25 protein-coding genes are annotated in these 20,951 nt (G+C 73.6%); 12 read left to right on the plus strand and 13 right to left on the minus strand.

From position 1 onward, the window contains the following. Nucleotides 1–245: 245 nt before the first annotated feature. Entirely contained in the window at nucleotides 246–1,013 is a 768-nt protein-coding gene (locus ACFU5G_RS19815) for an IclR family transcriptional regulator (RefSeq protein WP_377248574.1), read from the plus strand. 144 nt (nucleotides 1,014–1,157) lie between these two features. Here the strand turns inward: ACFU5G_RS19815 and ACFU5G_RS19820 are convergent, their stop codons facing one another. After that, entirely contained in the window at nucleotides 1,158–1,346 is a 189-nt protein-coding gene (locus ACFU5G_RS19820) for a hypothetical protein (RefSeq protein ID WP_377248577.1), read from the minus strand. Nucleotides 1,347–1,717: 371 nt separating this feature from the next. On the opposite strand from ACFU5G_RS19820, the gene ACFU5G_RS19825 reads away from it, so the two are divergent. Beyond that, nucleotides 1,718–2,890 (plus strand): glycosyltransferase, encoded by a 1,173-nt coding sequence (locus tag ACFU5G_RS19825; RefSeq protein WP_377248580.1) that lies wholly within the window; start codon nucleotides 1,718–1,720, stop codon nucleotides 2,888–2,890. 13 nt (nucleotides 2,891–2,903) lie between these two features. Here the strand turns inward: ACFU5G_RS19825 and ACFU5G_RS19830 are convergent, their stop codons facing one another. Beyond that, complete coding sequence (locus ACFU5G_RS19830; protein ID WP_377248583.1) at nucleotides 2,904–3,722, minus strand: phosphotransferase; 819 nt, start codon at nucleotides 3,720–3,722, stop codon at nucleotides 2,904–2,906. Nucleotides 3,723–3,835: 113 nt separating this feature from the next. Here ACFU5G_RS19830 and def point away from each other — a divergent pair, with 113 nt between their 5' ends. Both def and ACFU5G_RS19840 read left to right on the plus strand, forming a co-directional pair. Further along, nucleotides 3,836–4,390, plus strand: coding sequence for a peptide deformylase (def, locus tag ACFU5G_RS19835; RefSeq protein WP_377248586.1), 555 nt, complete (start codon nucleotides 3,836–3,838; stop codon nucleotides 4,388–4,390). Nucleotides 4,391–4,459: 69 nt separating this feature from the next. Beyond that, nucleotides 4,460–5,035 (plus strand): shikimate kinase, encoded by a 576-nt coding sequence (locus ACFU5G_RS19840; protein ID WP_377248589.1) that lies wholly within the window; start codon nucleotides 4,460–4,462, stop codon nucleotides 5,033–5,035. A 16-nt stretch (nucleotides 5,036–5,051) separates the two neighbouring features. On the opposite strand, the gene ACFU5G_RS19845 is transcribed toward ACFU5G_RS19840, so the two are convergent. Both ACFU5G_RS19845 and ACFU5G_RS19850 read right to left on the minus strand, forming a co-directional pair. Further along, entirely contained in the window at nucleotides 5,052–5,963 is a 912-nt protein-coding gene (locus ACFU5G_RS19845; RefSeq protein WP_377248592.1) for an aminoglycoside phosphotransferase family protein, read from the minus strand. A 27-nt stretch (nucleotides 5,964–5,990) separates the two neighbouring features. Beyond that, nucleotides 5,991–6,380, minus strand: coding sequence for a hypothetical protein (locus ACFU5G_RS19850; RefSeq protein WP_377248595.1), 390 nt, complete (start codon nucleotides 6,378–6,380; stop codon nucleotides 5,991–5,993). Between the two features lie 88 nt (nucleotides 6,381–6,468). Between ACFU5G_RS19850 and ACFU5G_RS19855 the strand changes: the two genes are divergently transcribed. From ACFU5G_RS19855 to ACFU5G_RS19870, 4 genes are all read left to right on the plus strand, one after another. Continuing rightward, on the plus strand, nucleotides 6,469–6,888 hold the full coding sequence (locus ACFU5G_RS19855) for a GNAT family N-acetyltransferase (protein ID WP_377248597.1): 420 nt from the start codon (nucleotides 6,469–6,471) through the stop codon (nucleotides 6,886–6,888). A gap of 69 nt (nucleotides 6,889–6,957) precedes the next feature. After that, nucleotides 6,958–7,302: a hypothetical protein gene (locus ACFU5G_RS19860; RefSeq protein WP_377248600.1), complete on the plus strand. Its 345-nt coding sequence runs from the start codon at nucleotides 6,958–6,960 to the stop codon at nucleotides 7,300–7,302. Beyond that, nucleotides 7,299–7,844: a cysteine hydrolase family protein gene (locus ACFU5G_RS19865; RefSeq protein WP_377248603.1), complete on the plus strand. Its 546-nt coding sequence runs from the start codon at nucleotides 7,299–7,301 to the stop codon at nucleotides 7,842–7,844. The genes ACFU5G_RS19860 and ACFU5G_RS19865 overlap by 4 nt, the downstream gene beginning before the upstream one ends. A gap of 213 nt (nucleotides 7,845–8,057) precedes the next feature. Next, the gene (locus ACFU5G_RS19870; protein WP_377248606.1) at nucleotides 8,058–9,263 is read left to right on the plus strand and encodes an MFS transporter; all 1,206 of its coding nucleotides are present in this window, start codon (nucleotides 8,058–8,060) and stop codon (nucleotides 9,261–9,263) included. 5 nt (nucleotides 9,264–9,268) lie between these two features. Here the strand turns inward: ACFU5G_RS19870 and ACFU5G_RS19875 are convergent, their stop codons facing one another. Continuing rightward, nucleotides 9,269–9,748: an SRPBCC domain-containing protein gene (locus ACFU5G_RS19875; protein WP_377248608.1), complete on the minus strand. Its 480-nt coding sequence runs from the start codon at nucleotides 9,746–9,748 to the stop codon at nucleotides 9,269–9,271. Nucleotides 9,749–10,045: 297 nt separating this feature from the next. On the opposite strand from ACFU5G_RS19875, the gene ACFU5G_RS19880 reads away from it, so the two are divergent. The 3 genes from ACFU5G_RS19880 to ACFU5G_RS19890 are packed head-to-tail and all read left to right on the plus strand — an operon-like array spanning nucleotide 10,046 to nucleotide 12,194. Beyond that, on the plus strand, nucleotides 10,046–10,729 hold the full coding sequence (locus tag ACFU5G_RS19880; RefSeq protein ID WP_377248611.1) for a YceI family protein: 684 nt from the start codon (nucleotides 10,046–10,048) through the stop codon (nucleotides 10,727–10,729). A gap of 56 nt (nucleotides 10,730–10,785) precedes the next feature. Beyond that, nucleotides 10,786–11,289: a sigma-70 family RNA polymerase sigma factor gene (locus ACFU5G_RS19885; protein WP_377248613.1), complete on the plus strand. Its 504-nt coding sequence runs from the start codon at nucleotides 10,786–10,788 to the stop codon at nucleotides 11,287–11,289. Next, nucleotides 11,286–12,194 carry an anti-sigma factor family protein gene (locus ACFU5G_RS19890; protein WP_377248616.1) on the plus strand — a complete coding sequence of 303 codons (909 nt, stop codon included), beginning with the start codon at nucleotides 11,286–11,288 and terminating at the stop codon, nucleotides 12,192–12,194. Before ACFU5G_RS19885 ends, ACFU5G_RS19890 begins: the two co-directional genes overlap by 4 nt. Before the next feature lie 50 nt (nucleotides 12,195–12,244). Here the strand turns inward: ACFU5G_RS19890 and ACFU5G_RS19895 are convergent, their stop codons facing one another. From ACFU5G_RS19895 to ACFU5G_RS19905, 3 genes are all read right to left on the minus strand, one after another. Beyond that, entirely contained in the window at nucleotides 12,245–12,724 is a 480-nt protein-coding gene (locus ACFU5G_RS19895) for a nitroreductase/quinone reductase family protein (RefSeq protein WP_377248618.1), read from the minus strand. A gap of 105 nt (nucleotides 12,725–12,829) precedes the next feature. Beyond that, entirely contained in the window at nucleotides 12,830–13,693 is an 864-nt protein-coding gene (locus ACFU5G_RS19900) for an endonuclease I family protein (RefSeq protein WP_377248620.1), read from the minus strand. Nucleotides 13,694–13,917: 224 nt separating this feature from the next. Beyond that, complete coding sequence (locus ACFU5G_RS19905; RefSeq protein WP_377248623.1) at nucleotides 13,918–14,703, minus strand: SDR family NAD(P)-dependent oxidoreductase; 786 nt, start codon at nucleotides 14,701–14,703, stop codon at nucleotides 13,918–13,920. A gap of 66 nt (nucleotides 14,704–14,769) precedes the next feature. On the opposite strand from ACFU5G_RS19905, the gene ACFU5G_RS19910 reads away from it, so the two are divergent. Continuing rightward, the gene (locus ACFU5G_RS19910; RefSeq protein ID WP_377248625.1) at nucleotides 14,770–15,354 is read left to right on the plus strand and encodes a TetR/AcrR family transcriptional regulator; all 585 of its coding nucleotides are present in this window, start codon (nucleotides 14,770–14,772) and stop codon (nucleotides 15,352–15,354) included. A gap of 27 nt (nucleotides 15,355–15,381) precedes the next feature. Here ACFU5G_RS19910 and ACFU5G_RS19915 read toward each other — a convergent pair whose 3' ends face one another. Genes ACFU5G_RS19915 through ACFU5G_RS19935 form a run of 5 tightly spaced genes read right to left on the minus strand, consistent with a single transcriptional unit; the run spans nucleotide 15,382 to nucleotide 20,820 of the window. Next, the gene (locus tag ACFU5G_RS19915; RefSeq protein WP_377248628.1) at nucleotides 15,382–16,890 is read right to left on the minus strand and encodes a sulfatase-like hydrolase/transferase; all 1,509 of its coding nucleotides are present in this window, start codon (nucleotides 16,888–16,890) and stop codon (nucleotides 15,382–15,384) included. Between the two features lie 4 nt (nucleotides 16,891–16,894). Beyond that, nucleotides 16,895–17,896, minus strand: a complete 1,002-nt coding sequence (locus tag ACFU5G_RS19920) for an aliphatic sulfonate ABC transporter substrate-binding protein (protein WP_377248630.1) — start codon at nucleotides 17,894–17,896, stop codon at nucleotides 16,895–16,897. 10 nt (nucleotides 17,897–17,906) lie between these two features. Next, complete coding sequence (locus ACFU5G_RS19925) at nucleotides 17,907–18,740, minus strand: ABC transporter ATP-binding protein (RefSeq protein WP_377248633.1); 834 nt, start codon at nucleotides 18,738–18,740, stop codon at nucleotides 17,907–17,909. Next, nucleotides 18,737–19,549, minus strand: a complete 813-nt coding sequence (locus ACFU5G_RS19930) for an ABC transporter permease (RefSeq protein WP_377248635.1) — start codon at nucleotides 19,547–19,549, stop codon at nucleotides 18,737–18,739. The genes ACFU5G_RS19925 and ACFU5G_RS19930 overlap by 4 nt, the downstream gene beginning before the upstream one ends. Continuing rightward, nucleotides 19,546–20,820, minus strand: a complete 1,275-nt coding sequence (locus ACFU5G_RS19935) for an ROK family protein (protein ID WP_377248638.1) — start codon at nucleotides 20,818–20,820, stop codon at nucleotides 19,546–19,548. Before ACFU5G_RS19935 ends, ACFU5G_RS19930 begins: the two co-directional genes overlap by 4 nt. Between the last annotated feature and the right edge of the window lie 131 nt (nucleotides 20,821–20,951).

Consider the following 20,951-nt stretch of genomic DNA (forward strand, 5'->3'; position numbering starts at 1 on the left):
AACCACCCCTCCGTGCGCAGGGGCAGCCTCCCCGGGACCGCGCCGGCGGCCGCCGGGCGGCGCGGGGGGCGCGCGGCGGGGGGGGGGGGGCCGCCAATCCGGGGGGGTGGGTAGAACGCCTGGCCGGCCCCCCCCCGGGTGGCCCACCACCTGACCTTCTACCGACTACCCGGAACTACCGACCAGTCACCTCAGCATCAGCGCCCCGCAGCAGCACCAGCGCCAGCACCTCGAGGAGGACACCCGTGGGCACCAGCAGCGCCGTTCCCGCCGCGCGCCACACCGCCCGCCTGCTGTCGTTCCTCGCGGCGCAGCCGGGGCCGGTGCCCGCGGGCGCGATCGCGCACGGCATCGGGGTGCCCCGGTCCAGCGTCTACCACCTGCTGTCGGTGTTGGGCGACGAGGGCTTCGTGCGGCACTTCCCCGACGAGCGCCGCTACGGCCTGGGGGTCGCGGCCCTCGGCCTGGGCAGCGCGTACACGCGGCAGGCTCCGCTCACCCGCCTGGCGGCGCCCGTCGTCGCGCGCCTCGTGGAGGCCGCCGGGGAGAACGGGCACCTCGCCGTCCTGAACGGCCGCGAGGTCCTGTACCTGGTGGAGCAGCGGGCGGCGGGGCGCCCGCCCCTGGTGACCGACGTCGACGTCCACCTCCCCAGCCACCTCACCGCGAGCGGGCGGGCCGTGCTCGCGCTGCTGCCGCCGGCGCAGGTGCGCGCGCTGTACCCGACGCCGGGGTCGTTCACGGACCTGACCGGCGCGGGGCCGCGCACCCTGCGCGAGCTGCGCGACGTGCTGCGGCTGTCGCGGGAGCGCGGCTTCGCGGTGGAGGACGGCGAGGTGACGGCGGGCTTCGCGTCGGTGGCCGCCGCCGTCGTCGACCACACGGGTAGGCCGGTCGCGGGCCTGGCGATCACGTTCCGCTCCGAGGCATATGACGACGACGCGAGGGCCGGGCTCGCGGAACAGGCCACGCGCGCGGCGCGCGAGGTCAGCCGAAGGCTGGGAGCGCGGTGACGTGACCCATGGCTCCGGCCATGGGTTCACAAGGGCTCGCGCACCCCGCAAAAATGCCCCTGAACTGCAAGAATATGGCGACCCTAAGTCCAGTCCGAAAGCAGGGAAAAGCATTCTCCTCGCCGCCTGACCGGACCGCGCGGCTCACTTCATCGAGAGGTCCACCAGGGGAACGGTGAACTCTCGCGACCGCAGGGGGCCCGGAGCCACGACCACGGCCTCCTTCCCGGTCCACCCTTGCCGCACGGTCTTCACGACGCCCTCGGAGCCGCGCTCCGTGCTCGACACCCCGGTAACCCTCACGTAGACGCCCGTCACGATCACGTCGCCCATGGTCTTCTACTCTCTGTTGTCATTCCGAGCCAGGGCCGACCGATATTGACGCTCATCTCGTGACCATGTGGCACCCAGATCGATGGGGTGCCGAGATACTGCCAGCAAATTCAATGGGCGGTCAAGACAATTGCGAATGTAGAAATAGAACGCCTTTCCGGCGTTCATGTCCGCACATTTCTTTACTCATTCGCGCATTCCCGGAGGTCTGCGCCACGACCACCGGATCGTGCGCGGATCTGCGCACCTGACCTGGGCTCCAACACGCTGACCTGCGAAAATCCATATCCCGACGGCGAAGCAACTGGCCCGCGCGGATCGCCTACAGTGGGCACCGCGCCCCCACCCCTGCCGTCCTAGGGAGATGTCTCGTGAGTTCACAGCCGTCCGAGTTCCGACTTCTGGTCACCGGTGGCGGGACCGGCGGGCACACCTACCCGGCGCTCACGACGCTGCGTGCGCTCCAGGCGCGGCTGGCCGAGTCGGGCACCGCGGTGAGCGTTCTCTGGGCGGGCACGGCCGACGGGCTGGAGGCCCGGGTCACGGCGTCCGAGGGAATCCGGTTCGTGCCGGTGGCCACGGGCAAGCTGCGCCGGTCGAGCAACCCGCTGGGCATGCTGTCGGCCAGCAACATGAAGGACATGGCGCGGGTGCCGCTCGGCGTCGCGCAGGCGCGTTCGATCGTCGCGGACTTCAAGCCCGACGTGATCCTCTCGACCGGCGGCTACGTCGCCGTGCCGGTCGGCATCGCGGCCGGGCTGGTCCGGCGTCCGCTGGTGGTGCACGAGCAGACGGTCCGGCTCGGGCTGGCCAACCGCCTCCTGGCCAAGCGGGCGACACGCGTCGCGGTGTCCTCGCCGTCCACGATCGAGCTGCTGCCGGAGGCGGTGCGTGAGCGGGCCGTCGTGACCGGCAACCCGGTGCGCGCCGAGGTGCTGACCGGCGAGCCGATCAAGGCCGTCGACGCCCTCGGCCTCGACTCGTTCGACCCCGACCTGCCCGTCCTGTACGTCACGGGCGGCGCCCAGGGGTCCGTGCAGATCAACGACCTGGTCGCCGAGACGCTGCCCTGGCTGCTCCAGCGCGCCAACGTGATCCACCAGTGCGGGCCCAACAACCTCAAGGAGATGTTCGAGCGCACCGCGAAGCTCGGGTCCGAGCTGGCCGCGCGCTACCGAGTGCTCGGCTTCGTCGGGGCGGAACTGCCGGACGTGCTGGCGCTGGCCGACGTCGTCGTCTCCCGGAGCGGGGCCGGGACCCTCGCCGAGCTGACGGCGCTGGGCAAGCCCGCCGTGCTGATCCCCCTGGCGTCTGCCGCCGGGAACGAGCAGGTGCTGGGCGCCCGGCGCCTCCAGGACCTGGGCGCGGCGGTCGCGCTGGAGGGTGACCTCACCTTCTCGGACCTCCGCGGTGCGCTGGCCGGCCTGCTCGACGACGCCGGACGGCGCGACCGCATGGCCAAGGCCGCCCGGAGCAACGGCGTGCCCGACGCCGCCGAGCGGCTCGTCGACCTGCTGCTCGAGGTGGCGAAGCCCGGGGCGTGAGCCCCGGCTCCGGTCAGCCGAACCGCTCCCGGACGACGCCGGCCTGCCGGCGCACTGGCTCGGCGATCTCAGGGTGCGCGCCGATGTCGACGAGCCGCAGGTACTTCTCGGCGGCGGCGAGCTGGGCGACCGCACCGGAGTAGGTGTCGAGCACGCCCGCGAACTCGGCACGGACCCTGGCGGCGACGTCGGGCCGGCGGACGGCGGAGCAGGCCAGGACCGCGGCGTCGTACCCGGCGGGGGCCCAGCCCCAGTACTCCCAGTCCAGGATCGTCAGGCGCGGGCCCGTGAGGTTGCCGAAGTGCAGGTCGCCGTGGGCCACCTCCCACTCGACGCGGCCGAGATCGATCCCGACGCCGAAGCGGAGCCGGATCGCCTCCTGGAGCTCCTCGGGCCGCAGCACGCGGCGGTCGGTGCCGGTCACGGTGCGCAGGGCGTCGAGCCCCGCCCGGAGCGCGGTCCACCAGGTGCCCGGCAGGTCGACCGGGTGGTCCAGCACGAGGCCGGAGCCCACTGCTGGCTCGTCCACGAGCGTGATCAGGTCCGCCCGGACCACCTGGCCGCCGTCGGTCCACTCGGCGGACCGCAGGTGCCGGGGCATCGGGACGGCGTCGAACGGCGCGCCCGTCGCGGTCGCGATGCCGTCCCAGTACTCACCCCGCGCCCACTGCGGCTCCTGCGCCGTGACCCGCAGCCACGCGGGCCCCGACGTCCGGACGGCGAGGGTGCGGTCGTAGGACCCGCGCACCGGCTCGCCGTCGATCGTCACGCCGAACCCGTCGGCGGCCGCGGCGAGGTGCCCGGCGAGCCAGTCCCGGCGTTCGTCTGACATGTGTCTCCCCTGGTGTCGCGGCCCGCCCGCGATCCTGGCCGGACCGGGCGCGTCCGGCAAGTCCGGACCCGCGCTGGTCTGGGACGATGGCCCTCCTGCCCGGAAGGAATCGCATGACGCAGCACAGTGACCGGACCGACGGCCTCACCGAGGCCGACCTCGTGTCGATCGGGGACCCGCGCCTCAAGGCGCCCACCGCGGAGATCGACGCCGCGGAGGCGCGCGAGGTCCTCGACGCCCTGACGACCCTGCTGCGCAGCCTCAAGGGCGCCGGTCTGGCGGCGCCGCAGATCGGCGTCTCGGTGCGAGCCGCGATCGTCGAGGTCCGCAGGACCGAGGTGTTCCCCGACCGGCCCGAGACCGGTCTGATCCAGATCCTGAACCCCACCGTCCTGGAGCGCTCCGCCGAGACGGTGCTCGACTGGGAGGGCTGCTTCAGCGTGCCCGGGTACATGGGGCTGGTGCCGCGGTCCGAGCGCATCACGGTGCGGTACACCGACGAGACCGGGCAGGCACTCACCAGCGAGATCACGGGGTACGCGGCCCGTGTCTTCCAGCACGAGATCGACCACCTCGACGGGCTCGTGTACCTCGACCGGATGCCCGACATGAAGACTCTGACCACCACGCAGAACTACCTGGACCACCACCGGCCGGGAGTCGCCTGAGGCACGGCCCCGCGGAGCCCGACCTATAGGTGATACTGGGATATTTCACCCAGTTACCGGAGGCTCTCGATGATCCTGGTCGGCCCGCTCGCGGCAGGGAAGTCCACGCTCGGCGCGCTCGTCGCCGAACGGATCGGGCTCCCGTTCGTGGACATCGACGAGATCGCCTGGACCTACTGCGCCGAGGTCGGCTGGAGCCTGGACCGGCTCCTGGAGCGAGACGCCGCCGTGGGCTGGGCCGTCGCGGAACGCGAGTGGGAGCCCGCCCGCGCGCACGCCGTGCAGCGCGTCGTCGAGGACCACGCGGAGGCGGTCATCGCGTTCGGCGCGGGCTACACCAGCTTCACCGTTCCCGACCACGCCGACCAGGTGCGTCGTGCATTGGCGCCGGTCCCCGACGTCGTCCACCTGGTGCCGAGCCCCGACCCCGAGCGGTCGGTGACCGTGCTGCGCGAGCGCGCGGTCACCAGCCGGGGCAAGGACTGGATCATCGAGGGCCACGACTGGATCGCGCGCTGGGTCGCTGACCCGCTGGCCGGCGAGGTCGCCGCCGCGACCGTCTTCACCGACGGGGTCAGCCCGGCCGAGTCGGCCGACCAGCTCGTCCGGCTCCGTGAGCGCCTCCTGGCGGAGCTCGCCGCCTAGCGGCAGCGAACCGACGTCACGCCGTCGCCAGCAGCCGCTCCAGCGACGCCCGTGCCGGCGGACCCCACGACTTCTTGCCGCCTGGCCGGCCGTGCACGCCTGCCTCGCCGATGAGCAGCCCGACCAGCGACTTCGCCACGGCCCAGCCGCGGGCGCGCCGGAGGGTCGCGTCGTCCACGGCCGGCTCGTAGGCGGCGTGGAAGGCGTCGACGCCGCCGTCCGGCAGGAGCAGCCAGGTCGCGGCGAGATCGACGGCCGGGTCGCCGGCGAACAGGTCGCCGAAGTCGATGACGCCGCACAGGGTGCCGTCCGCAGTCAGCACGTTGGCCGGGTGCAGGTCGCCGTGCAGCCAGAGCGGCGGGCCCGCCCACCCGGGCGCCGCGGCGGCGTCGTCCCAGACGGCGCGCACCGCCTCCGGGTCGGCGACCAGGCCACGCTCCACGGTCTCGGCGAGCTGCAGCGCGAAGCCCGAGGTGTGCTCGGCGAGGGCCCCACCCCGGCCGCGGCCCGACGGCGCCCCCTCCGGGGCGGGCCGGTGCAGCGCCGTCAGGAACCCGGCCAGCGCCCGAGCGGCCTCCTCGCCCCGGGTGACGGGCACGCGGTCAGCCGGCGCGCCCGGCACCCAGGTGGTCACGAGCCAGGGCCGCGGGAACCGCTCGGCCGGCTCGCCCAGCCGCTGCGGCACCGGGACCGGCAGCGGCAGGTCCGGGGCCAGGGCGGGTAGCCAGGCGTGCTCCTTGCGCAGCAGGTCGTCCGCGGACTCCGTGGCCCACGGCAGCCGGACGGCGAGCTCGTCGCCGAGCCGCCAGAGCTGGTTGTCCCAGCCGCGAGCGCCGAGCTCCAGCGGGAGTTCCGCCAGGTCAGGGTGCTGTTCGCGGAGCAGGTCCCGGATCAGGTCGGCGTCGATCACGGTGTCGGCATGCGTCATGCGCAGCCACGGTAGCGGGGTCCGGGGTCACGACCGGTCGTACTGCACGTAGAACCGCACGGCGTCGTCCTCGGCCAGGTTCGTCTTCGCGGTCTCGATCACCCCGGTGCACACCCGGCGGCGGTCGATCAGGCTCCGGGCGACGCACTCCGAGCCGTCGGGCAGCACCGCGGCCACGAGCTCCGCCCCGGTCGCGCCGTCGGGGGCCTGGACGGTCAGCTCGCGCCAGCAGCCGCCGGAACCGCAACCCATGTCGACGGTGGTGACCCGGGCCCCGTCGGGCAGGTCGGGGAAGGTCGACGACGGCGGCACCGCGGCCTCGTCGACGGCCAGCCACAGCGGGGGCGCCGCCAGGACCACGCCGACGAGCACCAGGCCCGCGAGCACGAGCTTCACGACGGTGCGGGTCCGGAGCATGCGCAGACTCTACGGGGGCCGCCCGCCCGCGAGAGCGCGCGGGCACGCCGTCCGACTGCCACGCCGTCCGACTGCATAGGGTGCTCGCATGAGCGACGTCCCCTACGTCCTGGTCCCGACCGCCCCCAGCGTCGACGAGTACCTGCACCTGCGCTCGGCCGCCGGCCTGTCCCCCAAGTCGGCCGAGCAGGCCGCGCCCGTGCTGACGGCGAGCTGGGCCTTCTGCCACGTCCGCGAGGCCGCGACGGACCGCGCCGTCGCCATGGGGCGCACGCTCGGCGACGGCGGCTGGTACTTCCACATCGCCGACATCGCGACGCTGCCCGAGCACCAGAGCCGGGGCCTGGGCCGCCGGGTGATGACGTGGCTCCTGGACCAGATCGCGGACCGCGCCCCGGCCGGCGCCTACATCACGCTGAACGCGGACGAGCCGGGCCGGCCCCTGTACCGCAGCCTGGGCTTCGTCGAGACGGCGCCGGCGAGCATCGCGATGCGCCTGGCGCGGTAGCGCGGGTCCGGACGGCGCGCCCGCTCTGGGCTGGTTCGGCCGGCCCGCTCACCTGGCACGATACGACCCATGACCGCAGAGCCCCGCCATCGCATGCGCTGGATCGTCGCCGCGGTCGTCATCGCGACCGTCGTCGTCCCCCTCGTGGCGCTCGGCACGGCCGGGTACGACACCGCCCAGGACCGATGGGCGTGGCGCCTGGCCGACCTGGACCGCAACGAGCTGAACCTGCGGGCCGTGCCGGAGTCGATCGAGGACGGGACGGTCGTAGAGGAGACATCGGGCCACGTGGTGGTCAAGTACTCTCGCGAGATCACGGACTGGATGGGCGGCTACACCGGCGAGGTGGAGTCCATCTGCTACCAGTTCCCCTTCGCCGACCCCGACGACTTCCACGAGGTTTCCTGCCCATGACCACCGCCGTCCTCCTGATCGACCTCCAGGCCGATGTCGTCCGCGGCTGCTTCGACGCCGACGGCGTCGTCGCCCGCTCGGCCGCCCTGGTGGGGCGGGCCCGTGACGCCGGGACGCCGGTCGTCTGGGTGCAGCACCACGAGCCCGGCCTGGAGCGGGACACACCGGGCTGGGACCTCGCCGACGGGCTGGCCCGGCGCGCGGACGAGCCGCTGGTGCACAAGGCGTACCGCGACTCGTTCGCCGACACCGACCTCACCCACGTGCTGACCGGCCTCGGTACGACGCGGCTGGTCGTGGCCGGCGCGCAGTCCGACTTCTGCGTGCGCACCACGACGCAGCGGGCCGCCGCGCTCGGCTACGACGTGACGCTCGTGAGCGACGCGCACACCACGACCGACACCGCGTGGGACGGAGTGCCGATCACCGGCGAGCAGATCGTGGCCCACACCAACATGTACTTCTCCGGGCTGCGATATCCGGGCGGCACGTTCGGCGTCGCCCGGCACGACGAGGTTCCGCTGACCGCGGCGTCCTGCTAGCGTCCTGCGCAGTCGTCCGGGTCCGCATCGGCCCGGGCACATCGTTTGCTTACCGCCCGGTGTCGGGGGCGGCGGCAGGGGCGCGTGTCCCGTCCCACCGCAGCCCAGGATGCCCCCAGGCGGGCCACGGGTCGCACCCCAGCAGCACTTCGCAGCACCAGGCGCCGGCGACCCCGGGTGGCCCGTCCCGCCGGACGGCGACGAAGGACACCCATGTCTGCTGCCACCGGCGGCTACCGCTCACTGCTGCGCGCGCCCGGCGCCGCCGCCTTCTTCATCAGCGCCGGCTCCGGCCGGGTCGGCATCGCCATGACGGGCCTCGGCCTGGTCTGGCTGCTGCACGACCGCACCGGCTCCTACGCGACGGCCGGCCTGGCCACCGCCGCCTTCGCCCTCGCGGAGGCGCTCGTCGGCCCGCACCTGGCCCGGCTGGTCGACCGGTTCGGCCAGACCCGCACGCTCCCGCTCTACCTGGTCGCGCACGGCTGCGCCGTCGCCGGCGTCCTGCTGTCGACGACGCCGGCCGCCGCCGTGGTCGCCGCGGCCTGCGCGGGCGCGGCCGTGCCCCAGCTCGGCGCCCTGTCCGCCGCCCGCTGGGCGCACCTGCTGCGCGGCACGCGGGACGACGACCTGCCCACCGCGTTCTCGCTGGAGTCGCTCGCGAACGCCACGAGCTTCCTGCTCGGCCCGGTGCTGGTCACCGCGCTGGGCGCGGCGGGGCACGCGACGGCGGCCAGCCTCGTCGCGGCCGGGCTGATCCTCGGCGGCGGCACCGCCCTGGCCCTCCAGCGCCGCACCGCTCCCCCGCCGCACCCGCCGCACGCCGATGCCGAGCACGCCGCGCGATCGTCCCTGCTGACGCCGGCGTTCCTGCTGCTGGCCCTGCTCAACCTCGCGATCGGCCTCTACTTCGGCACCATGGGCGTGGCGGTCACGGCGTTCGCCGTCGGCCACGGCACGCCCGCGGCGGCGACGCCGGTCATCGCCGCCGGGAGCCTCGCCGGGCTCGCCTCGGGCTGGCTGTACGGCCGACGACGGCGCGGCACCCCGGCCCCAACGCAGCTCGTGGTCGTCACCACCTACCTGACGGCGACGGCGGCGCTGCTGCCGTTCGCGCCGTCGGCGGCCTGGCTCGGCGCGGCCCTGGTGCTCACGGAGGCCGCCGTGCCGCCCACGCTGGTGCTGCTCACCGTGCTGACCGAGCGGTCGGTGCGGCCGTCCGTGCTCACCCAGGCGTTCACCTGGAACAACTCCGCGAGCGCCGCCGGCTCGGCGCTGGCGGCGTCGCTCGCGGGCCGGGCTGCCGACGCGTGGGGCGCGCCGGCCGCTCTGGCGCAGGCACCGGTGGCGGGGCTGCTGCTGGTCGGCCTCGCCGTCGTCCTGCTCCGCGTCGGACGCCGGGGCGAGGGGCGCAGGTGACGGTGTCAGCGGCCCGCCACGTAGCCGGCCATCTTGTCGAGGCACGCCTCCAGGCCCTGCTGCGACATGTCGCGGGCCGCCGCACTGGTGTACCCGTGCTCGACCATGTGGATGCGGCTGCGCCCGTCGCCCAGGCCGGTGATCTCGACCTCGTGGTGCCCCTCGGCGGGCACGTCCGGCATCGGCGGTGCCTCCGGAGCCCCGGCGGCGTCGCTGAACCGGAACGTGTACTCGATGCGCCGCACCGGCTCGACGACCGTGAAGTCCCAGGTGGACCACGTGTCGCCGCCGCCGTACTCGGCGGGGGCGCGCATCGCGAGCAGGGCCCGGCCGCCCACCCGCAGGTCGACCTCGGCCGCGGGGCAGGTGAACGCGCCGGGCCCCCACCAGGCGCGCAGCCCGTCGGGCGTGCTCCACGCGGCCCACGCCGCCTCCACGGGTCCGTCGAGGTCGCGGGTCACGTCGACGTCGAAGGTGTCGGTCATACTGCCTCCAGGTGCGCTCGGACCGGGGCGGTGCAACACACCCCCGCCCCTGTGGACGCCCCTGGCCCCCCAAACTCATCGCCCTCTCGCCTCTCTCACCCCTATCCCCCGGGGGCAGGTGAGATCGGCCGGTTGTCCTGAGACCGGTCGGACGATTGACCGGTCTCGGAGCAGGGGACCGAAGTCGATGAGTCCGGCCCGAACCCGATCCGAGCCCGATTGAACCGATCGGCCTTTTCGCCCGTAGTACCGGGCAGAGGCCGGCATCCGGTCGGCCTGCGACGAGAGGGGCGGAGCGTGCGCAGAGGGACCAAGGTAGGGATCGGCGTCGGAGCGGCTGTGGTCGTGGTCGGTGCGGCGGCCTTCATCTGGGGGCCGGGCCTGTACGCGGACCGCGCGAACGAGGCGGCGGCGGAGGCACCGAGCCTGGCGACGTCGGCGGCCCCGCTGCCCGACGCCGAGGCCGCGGCCGGCACGTGGACCGTGACCGACGGGTCCTTCGCGGGCTACCGCGTCGACGAGGTGCTCCAGGGCGAGGACGTGACGGTGACCGGGCGCACCGAGGACGTCACCGGTTCGGTCACGGTGGCGGACGGCGCGATCACGGCCGCCGACATCGAGGTGGACATCGCGAGCGTGGCCACGGACGAGGCCAACCGCGACGCGTACTTCCGCGACAACGCGATGGAGGTCGGCCAGTTCCCGACGGCGACGTTCACGCTCACGGAGCCGGCGCCGATCGAGGAGGGCGCGACGTCGGTCGCGCTGACCGGCGAGCTCACCGTGCACGGCGTCACGCAGCCGGCCACGGTCGACGCCGAGGTGGCGGGCGACGCGACCAGCGGCGACCCCGTGCAGGTGGTGGGCAGTGTGCCGGTCACGTTCGAGGACTTCGGCGTCGAGGCGCCGGACCTCGGGTTCGTGACGGTGGAGGATGAGGGCAGCATCGAGTTCTCGCTGCAGCTCGCCCCCGGCGAGTGACGCGCTAGACGACCGGACCGGGTAACCGACACCGACACACACGGAAGGAGCCGCTCGTGGGTGCCGAGGACGAGCTCCTCGAGGCGGTGCACGACACGCACGCCGACGCGCTGTACCGGTACGTCGTGCGCCGCACGGGTGACGAGGAGGAGGCGCGCGACGTGGTGCAGGAGACCCTGCTGCGTGCCTGGCGGCACCCCGAGGTGCTCGAACGGTCCGAGGACTCCGTGCGCGCCTGGCTGTTCACGGTGGCGCGCAACCTCTCGGTCGACCACCTCCGCAGCGCCCGGCGCGCCCGCGAGCACCCCACCGGGCACGTGCCCGACCGGGAGGGTCGCGACACGACCCAGGCCGTGCTGGACTCGTGGCTGGTCGCCGACGCGCTGCTGTCGCTCTCGCCGCCGCACCGCGCGGTGGTGGTGGGCGCGTACTACGGCGGCCGCTCGGTGGCCGAGCTCTCGGCCGAGCTGGGCGTCCCGGCCGGGACGGTCAAGTCCCGCCTGCACTACGGCCTGCGGGCGCTGCGGCTCGCGCTGCAGGAGAAAGGAGTCACGGCATGATCCCGGCGGGGACTGGAGACGGCGACGAGTTCGCCGAGTGGGACGCGGCCTACGTGCTCGGCGCCCTCGGCCCGAGCGACCGGCGCGCCTACGAGCGGCACCTGGCCGGGTGCGCCGCGTGCCGCTCCGCCGTGGCCGAGCTCGCGGGCCTGCCGGGCCTGCTCGGCACCATCAGCCCCGCGCACGCGCGGGCGCTGACCGAGGAGGACGCCGCTCCGGACGAGGCAGTGGCCGGCGGCGCGCTCGGCGTCGGGGGCCGCCTGGCCGACGACGGCGGCGCGTCGCCCGCCGGGCGCGCACCGGTGATCCCGCTCGCGCCGCTGGCCCGCGCCGCGCGCCGCTCCCGGTTCCGGCGCCGCGCCCTGGGCGCCGTGGCCGCCAGCGCCCTGGTCGTCGCCGGGGCGGTGGGCGGTTCGGTGCTCTCCGCGGGCGGCCTGTTCGGCACGCCGGACGACGCCGCCCCGCTCGGGGCGGGCGCCACCGCGTCATCGGGCCCGGCGTCGTCGGGCGCGCCGTCGTCGGGCCCCGCGTCGAGCACGCCTCCCGGAACCACGGCGACCGAGGCCCGGACCATCGAGCTGCGCCCCGTGGCCGGCGCCGACATGCGCGCCGAGGTGGTGGCGACGCCCACGACCTGGGGCACCAAGTTCCGGTGGAGCTGCCACTACCCGCCCGACCCGGGGCAGCAGCCGCCCGAGGGCGCCTACGTCCCGCCGGAGCCGATCAGGTACGAGCTGGTGCTGGTGGGCCGGGACGGCGCGCGCACGGTCGCGGCCACGTGGTCGTGGTCGGGCGGCGAGACGACGGGCCTCGACGCGTCGACGGCGGTGTCACTCACGGACATGGACCGCATCGAGATCACGCTCGGCGGGCACAAGGAAGCGCTGGCGACGGCCACGCTGTGACCGGCCACCGTGGGACCGGCGCCGTCGTCCCGCCTCGGGTGCGACCCGGCTCAGGAATGCCGGGGCTCCTCCCACCGCTCCAGGACCACGACCGCCGTCTCGGTGGTGCGCAGCGCGGCGTAGGCGTCGAGCCGGTGGTCGTAGGTGCGCCACGCGGCCCAGAGCCGGTCCCGCTCGGCGCCCTGGGCGGCGTGGGCGCGCACCGTGCGGGACTCGCCGACCAGGTCCACGGTGGCCTCGGGGTGCACCTTGAGGTTGAGCCACCAGCTGGGCTCGCCGTCGGCCCAGCCGTTCATCGCGAGGGCGACCAGGTCGGCGCCGTCCTCCAGGTAGGCGAGGATCACGCTGTGCTCGCACCCGGTGCGCCGCCCCGTGGTGGTCACGCGCAGCATCCCCCAGCGGTGTCCGCGGGGGCGGCGGAGGCCGAGCCTTCCGCCGCTGACGCGGTACATGCCGCGGTGCACCTGCCAGGCGAGCCGGACGAACCAGCGCGGCGGGATCCGCGGGGCTGACGTGACCTCGTGCGACACGGTGACCACCTCCGGTGCTCTCTCCAGGGTAGGCACGCGGCACGTGTCAGACGTACAGGTCCCCCGGGTGACCTGTACGTCTGACACGTGGGCGGGGTCGGACGGTCAGCCCCAGATCGCGTCGGCCCACTCCGGGTGGTCGATGAACGGGTTCCGGTTGTGCTGGAACTGCTCGTAGATGACGTCGTTCCGGTTGGCCTCGAACGCGGACACCGGGTCGGCGTCGTTCCACTCCAGCAGCGTGGAGAGCTTGCCGTGGTACGGCGCCGAGCCGTTGTTCACGGTGTCGTTGGGCTCCAGGTCGGCGAAGCTGTCCTCGCCCTCCCAGCGCACGGCCATGTACAGGATCATCCGCGCGACGTCGCCCTTCACGTCGTCCCGCGGCTCGAACGAGTCGGAGTCGGTGTAGTTGCCGGGCGCGCCGGAGACCGCGCTGCCGCCGTCGTCGAAGTCCTTGTTGCCGCGGATGCCGTTGACCTGGACGTCGGCGGGCCGCAGGTGGTGCAGGTCGGTGCCGGGCCCGGTGGCCGTGCCGAAGTCGCCGTGCGACTTGGCCCAGACGTGCTCCCGGTTCCAGTCGCCGACGTCGCCGCCGTTCAGGCCCTTGGCCCGCGACTCGCCGGTGTACAGGAGGATCACGTTGTCCGGGTTCGCGGGGTCCTCGTCGCTGGCCATCAGGCCGTCCCACACCTCGCTGTACGACACCGAGTCGCTCACGCTGATGATGTCGTTCAGCTCGGCCTTGAGCGCCTCGCCCGTCAGGCCCTCGGCGCTGTCGTAGTAGCCGGAAGGGACGTCGGCGACGGACTGCGCCCCAGCGGTCGCCGTCGCCGCCGACGCAACCGACGTAGCGACGTCCTGCGCGACCGCGCCCGGCGCCACCAGCACCCCGGCCGCGACGGCGAGCGCCGACAGCCCGCTCCCCCAGACCCGACCCAGACCCCGTGCCCGTACGAGACGTGTGCGCATCGTCGACCTCCGTGTGCGACGGCCCGCGACCCCCTGCGGGCCCCGGTGCCTCGCTCACCCTGACACGGCGGGACCCTGACCTGAGGTGACATCAGTAAACTTTGGGTGAAATCTACCGACAAGCGTCACTTTCATCCGATGCCGGACCATGCACTTGCTGCCAGATCCAGCGCCATGCTGGCAGCAGATGCATGGTCGTTACTTCGGGGCCGGGCCGCCGGCGATCACGAGGCGACGACCGCCACGCCCGTGCGCCCGCCGTCGACGTCGAGCACCGTCCCGTGCACGAACCGCGCGTCGTCCGAGGCGAGGTAGACCACCGCCGCGCCGATCGCGTCCGGGTGCCCCGGCGCACCGGCCGGCGTCCCGACGGTCATGTTCTCCGAGAAGGAGACGGCCGGGTCCAGGTCGGGCGGGCGGACGACGCCCGGGGAGACGGCGTTGACGCGCACGCCCTGCGACCCGAGCTCGGCGGCCCAGGACCGCGTCAGCGACTCCATCGCGGCCTTGGTCGAGGCGTAGGCGCCGCCCGACGGCGCCGCGAGCCGCGCCACCCAGGAGCCGAGGTTGACGATCGCGCCGCCGCCGTCGGCCACCATGCGCGGCGCCACGGCCTGCGTGAGGAAGTACGGGGCCTTCACGTTCACGGCGTAGAGCCGGTCGAGGGCCTCGGCGTCGGTGTCGGCCAGCGTCGGGGCCGTGCGGTAGATGCCCGCGTTGTTCACCAGCACGTCGATCCGCCCGCCCAGCGCCTCCGCCGCCGCGTCGGCCAGGGCGTGGCTGGCCTCGGGCGTGCCGTCCAGGTCGGCGCGGACGAACTCCGCCGCCCCGCCGTCGGCCCGGATACCGGCCACGACGGCCTCCCCGCGCTCCTGGTCCCGCCCCGAGACGACGACGTGCGCGCCCTCCGCGGCGAGCGCCTGGGCGATCGCGCGGCCGATGTTGCTGGTGGACCCGGTCACCAGGGCGGTCCGGCCCTGCAGCCTCTGTGTCACGACTCTCTGCGTCATGCCCGCGACGTTAGGAACCGAATTTTGGACTAGCAAGTCCAGAAGAACGCCCGTACCGTCGTGCGCGTGAAGCTCACCCCGAAGGGCCAGGCGACCCGGCAGCGCATCATCGAGGGCGCCGCCGAGTACCTGCGCGGCAACAGCCCGGGCTCCGTCACGCTGGACGACGTCGGCGCGGTGACCCGCACCAGCAAGGGCCAGATCTTCCACTACTTCCCGGACGGCAAGGAGGGGCTGCTGCTCGCCGTCGCGCGGCACGAGGCGGACGGCGTGCTGACCGACCAGGAGCCGCACCTCAGCGCGCTCGACTCGTGGGAGTCGTGGACCGCATGGCGCGACGCCGTGGTCGCCCGCTACCAGGCCCAGGGCCGGCACTGCCCGCTCGGCGCGCTCATGGACCAGATGTCGGGCTCGCCCGGCACCGCCGAGGTGATCACGGAGCTGCTGGCGCAGTGGCAGCGCGCGATCCGCGCCGGGATCGTCGCGATGCAGGCGAGCGGCCAGGTGCGCGCGGACCTGGACCCCGACCGGACCGCGGCGGCCTTCGTCGCCGGGATCCAGGGCGGGGTCCAGGTGCTGCGCGCCACGGGCCGGTCCGACCAGCTCGAGGCCGCGTTCGACCTCATGCTCGACTACCTGCGCGGGGCGTGACCGCGGCCGGCCCGCCCCGCCACCCGCTCAGCGCGCCGCGTACGTCGTCTCGTCCAGACCCGACTGGGTCGGGTCGTGGTCGACCTCCCCGACGTCGTACATCGTGGTCATCCAGTGGTAGAAGTTGTCGCCGCGATCCCGGAGCAGCCGGTACAGCCGCCCCATCATGCGCCGGCGCACGTCGGCCAGCGCCGGGTCGGCGTAGGCGTTGGTCAGCTCGTCCGGGTCGGTGTGCAGGTCGTAGAGCTCGTTGACCGAGTCCGGGTTGACCACGAGCTTGTACCGGTCCTCCCGCAGCATGCGCTGCGGGTACGGGAAGTGGTGCCCGTGGAACTCGCACACGATGTCCTGCTGCCACGGGACGTCCTCGCCCGCGGCCAGCGGCAGCAGGCTCCGCGAGTCGACGGCGGGCGCCGGGTCGATGCCGGCCAGCTCCAGGATCGTGGCCGTGCAGTCCAGCAGGCTCACGAACTCGGTGCGCACCTGGCCCGCCGGTCCGCCCGGGACCCGCAGCAGCCCGGGCGTGCGGTAGATGTCCTCGTACATCGCCGGGCCCTTGTCGTGCAGCCGGTGCGCGCCGGTGAACTCGCCGTGGTCGCACGTGAAGAACACCGCCGTGTCGTCCACGAGCCCCAGCCGCTCCAGCGCGTCCATGACCCGCCCGATCTGCTGGTCGATGAGCGTCACGTAGCCCCAGTAGACCGCGATGAGCTTGCGCGTCACCTCGATCGGCATGGTGTCGAACGTCCAGTGCGCGCTGTAGTTGGCCTGCACGGGCGGCTTGCCCTCGAAGGTCTCCGCGATCGAGGCGGGCAGCTCGACGTCGGCCGGGTCAAACAGGTCGAAGTACTCGTCCGGCACGATGTACGGCAGGTGCGGCCCGAAGAAGCTCAGCTCCAGGAAGAACGGCCGCCGGCCCGACCGGAAGTCGTCCGCGTACCGCTCCAGCAGCTCGATGGTGCGCGTGGCCAGGTAGGCCTCGAAGGTGGCCTCGACCGGCTGGTGCAGCCGGGCGGCGAGCAGGTTGCCCGGCCCGCCGTTGGGCAGCGTGCCGCGCACGCGGTCGCTGATCTCGTACGGCGGCAGGTCGTGCTCGGCCAGGTAGGCCAGGTAGTCCGGGTTGTCGACCGGGTTGTGCCACCCGGGCAGGTCCGGCCCGTCGAACCCGAACGACGCCGCGTTCTTCTCCGTGCCCGCGTGCCATTTGCCGACCAGGCCGGTGTTGTACCCGTGGTCGCGCAGCGCCTCGACGAACGTGAAGGTGCCCTCGGCCAGGTCCTCCTGGTAACCCACGTTGCGCTCGTGGTTGGCCAGCACCTGGTGCCGGAACGGCGCCTGCCCGGTGAGCAGGCTCGCGCGTGACGGCGTGCAGATCGCCGTCGGCGTGTACCAGCGGTCGAACCGCGTGCCGGACGCCGCGAGCCCGTCCAGCACCGGCGTCGACGCCAGCGGGTTGCCGTAGGCGCCCAGCGTGTCGGCCCGGTGCTGGTCGGTCATCAGGAACAGGACGTTCTTGGCTGCCGCTGCGTCACCCACCGCGTCACTCACCCGCCTTGACGAACTGGTCGCCCAGGTAGAACTCGGCGGGATCCACGGCCTCCGGGAGCTGGCCTGCGCCGACGAAGTAGTCCTGCATGCCGGTCAGCCACGTGTCGGTGGTGCCGTCCTGGGTCAGCCCGTCGATCTCGGCGGCGTCGAGCACCTGGACGTTCGCGGCGTCCGCCTCGACGTCCGCCTCCGGGAGGTCGTTGAACTCGGCGGTGAGCGCGATCGCCTCGTCCATGTTCTCGGCACGGTAGGCCATCGCCTCGCGCAGCACCTTGAGCACGGCGTCCACCTTCTCGGGGTCGTCGGCCACCACGTCGTTGCCGGCCACGAACGCCGTCGGGAACGCGACGGTCTCCTCGAAGTCGCTGTTCTGGGCCAGCTCCACGAGGTCGGGCACCTGCTTCTTGACCGTCGCGAGCGCCGGGTACCAGAAGCCGGCGGCGTCGACCTGCCCGGAGGAGAGCGCGGCCACGATGGCCGGCGGCTCCATGGGCACCAGCTCGACGTCGTCCTTGGTCATGCCCGCCTCCTGGAGGGCGAGGGTGAGGATCATGTCGCCCGACGTGCCCTCCGGCACCGCGACCGTCTTGCCCTTCAGGTCCTCGACGGACTCGATGCCGGGCTGCGCGACCACGCGGTCGGCCCGGCCGAGGGTGTTCAGCGCGACGACCTTGGCCTGCCCGGAGGCGGGCAGCCAGAACGCGCCGGGGCCGATGTACCCGAAGTCGAGGTCGCCCGTGCCGAGCGCCTGGATCTGCAGCGGCCCGTTGGTGAACGACGACGTCGTGGCGTCGATGCCGTGCTCCGCCCACAGCCCCTGGTCCTCGGCGATGGCCAGCAGGCTGGTGCCGTTGAAGTCGGGGATGTAGCCGAAGTTGACCTCTATCGTGCCGTCCTCGCCCCCGGCGCCGCCCTCGGACGAGCAGGCGCCGAGGGACAGCACGAGGGCGAGACCGGCCGCGGCCGCGGCGAGAGTTCTCCTGGAAGATCGCATGGGGGTGTCCTCAGTTCTGGGTCTGGATGGAGGTCTGGGTGGAGGTCTGGGTGCCTGTGGTCTGGTGGTACACGGCCCGCCACACGCGGTTGCGCAGCTCCGCGAACTGCGGGCTGAGCCGCACCTCCTCGGTGCGCGGGTACGGCAGGTCGACGTCGATCACCTCGTGGATGCGGCCCGGCCGGGCGGCCATGACCACCACGCGGCCGGCCAGGAAGACCGCCTCGTCGACGTCGTGCGTGATGAACAGGACGGTGCGCTTCTCGGTGCTCCAGGTGTCCAGGAGCTGCTCCTGCAGCCGCACGCGCGTCAGGGCGTCGAGCGCGCCGAAGGGCTCGTCCATCAGCAGGATCGACGGGTTGACGGCGTAGGCGCGGGCGATGGCGCACCGCTGCTTCATGCCGCCGGACAGCGTCTTGGGCAGCGCGTCCGCGAACTGCTCCAGGCCCACCAGGCGCACGTAGTGCTCGGCGCGCTCGCGCCGCTCGGCGGCGGGCAGGCCGGCCACCTTGAGGCCGAACTCGACGTTCTTGCGCACCGTGAGCCACGGGAACAGCGCGTACTGCTGGAAGATGACGCCGCGTTCCGGTCCGGGACCGGTCACGCCGGCGCCGTCCACGAGCACCTCGCCCGACGTCGGCGTCTCCAGGCCCGCGACGATGTTCATCAGGGTGGACTTGCCGCAGCCCGAGGGGCCCACGACGGTGACGAACTCGTTGTCGGCCACGTCCAGCGAGACGCCGTCGAGCGCGACGAACTCCTCGTCCTTGAGGGCGAACGTCTTGCGGGTGTCCCGCACGGAGATCTTGGCGGTGCCCGTCAGGGTGGGGGTGTTGGTGCTCATCGTCGTTCCTGCCATCCGGTCAGCCGGGTCTCCGCGAGCAGCAGCAGCCGGTCCATCACGAGGCCGAGCACGCCGATCGCGACGATGGAGACGAAGATCGTCGCGAGGTCGTAGTAGGTCTGGGCCTGCTGCATGCGGAACCCGAGGCCCGCCTGCGCGGCCAGCAGCTCGGCGGCCACGAGGGTGGCCCACGCCGAGCCGAGGCCCACGCGCATGCCCACGAGGATGAACGGCGAGGACGCCGGCACCACCACGCGCAGGAAGATCGTGCCGTCATTGGCGCCGAGCACGCGGGCCGCGTTGATGAGCGTCCGGTCCACGCTGACGACGCCCTGGTACGTCGAGATGACGCAGGCCAGGAACGCGGCGAGGAAGATGACGAACACCTTGGGCAGCTCGCCGATGCCCATCAGCACCAGCACGAGCGGCAGCAGCGCCAGCGGCGGGATGGTGCGGAAGAACTGGATCCACGGCTCGAACAGGCCGCGGGCGGGCGTGTACCAGCCCATGAGGAACCCGACGGGGATCGCGGCGGCCGAGCCGAGCAGGAACCCGGCCAGGACCCGGCCGAGGCTGGCCAGCAGGTCCTCGGCCAGTGTGCCGCTGACCGCCAGGTCCACGGCCTTGGCCAGCACCTCGGGCGGCGTCGGGAGCTGGAGGCCGCTCAGGGCCAGCACCCACCAGACCCCGATGCCGCCCACGATCGAGACGGCGTTCAGGGCCAGCAGCGTGGTGTGCTTGCCCGCCCGGCGGCGGGGTGGTGACCCGTTCCTCGCCGGGGTGGGGGTCGACACGGTCGACGTGGTCACAGGGCTCTCCTCAGGCGTGCGTGCAGTGGTGCGGGTATGGGGGTGCGCAGGGTTCCGCGCAGGTCCTCGCGTCCGTCGGCGGCCTCGGGCTGGGGGTAGCCGACCAGGAGCGGGGAGAGATGGAAGGCGGCGGCAAGGGCGCCCAGCGCCCCGTCGGTGTCGCGCAGGCGTCCGGCCCGGACGACGACGGGCTCGTCGGTGGGCAGCGGGTGCAGCTCGTAGCGCAGCGTGGCGGCGGCCTGCTCGACGATCACGGGCGCGACGTGCACGATCTCGCCGCCGATCACGATCTCGTCGGGGTCCAGGGTCAGGGCCGCCATGCTCAGCACGCGGCCGACGGCGGCGCCGACGTCGCGCAGCACGCCCTCGACCACCGGGTCGCTGGTGGCCACGACGGCGGCGAGGTCGTCGAAAGTGCTCACCTCGACACCCTTGGCGCGGCACGCCGCGAGCACCGCCGGGGCGGAGGCCACGGTCTCCAGGCAGCCGCGCTTGCCGCAGCGGCACCGGCTGCCGGCGGGGTCCACCGACACGTGCCCCAGCTCGCCGGCGAACCCGTGCGCCCCGGTGCCGATCCGGCCGCAGACGACGAGCCCGCCGCCGACGCCGTCCGACAGCCGCACGTACAGCAGGTCGGTCGCGTTCTCGGGCTGGGAGACCGCCTCCGCGAGCGCCGCCAGGCGCGTGTTGTTGTCGACGACGACGGGCGCGCCGAAGCGTTCGGCGAACGCGCCGTGCACGTCGTGCGGGGCGGAGCGGCGGGCCCAGGAGACCTGCTTGCCGTCGACACGCCACCCGCCGTACGGCCCGACGACGCCGATGCCGACCGCCTGGAGCTCGCCGAAGTGCAGGCCGTGCTCCTTCGCGAGCCGGTCGACCAGCCGGAAGGCGCGGTCGAGGCGTTCGGTCCACGGGGTGTCGTCGTCGTAGTGCTCGACGCCGGACGCGACGGTCTCGCGGGCGGCGTCCGCCACGGCGGCGCGCACCCGGCGGTGGCCGAAGTCGACGCCGAGGTACTGGCCCGAGCCCGGGTCGAGCGCGAGCCGCTCGGCGGGCCGGCCGCTGCCGCGCCGCGTGGCGGCGTCGGTGTCGACCACGACGACGGCGCCGCGGCGCAGCAGCTCGGCCGTGGTCTCGGACAGGGTGGTGCGGGACAGCCCCACGCGGCGGGCGAGCTCGGCGCGGCTCAGGGGCCCGTCACGCAGCGCGGCCACCACGCGGCTCTCGTGGGCGCGCCGTGCGGCGCTGCCCGGTGTTGTCGTCGTCGACATGCTGGCGACCATAGGGACCCCCGAATTTTTCCGTCAACGACCCGGCAGAAAACACGACCAATTCCGTCGGATTCAATCAGAACCCCGCCCGCTGCCGGTCGAGCTTGTCGAGACCCGGGTCTCGACAAGCT

The organism is Promicromonospora sp. NPDC057488, from assembly GCF_042802395.1.
GTDB lineage: Bacteria > Actinomycetota > Actinomycetes > Actinomycetales > Cellulomonadaceae > Promicromonospora.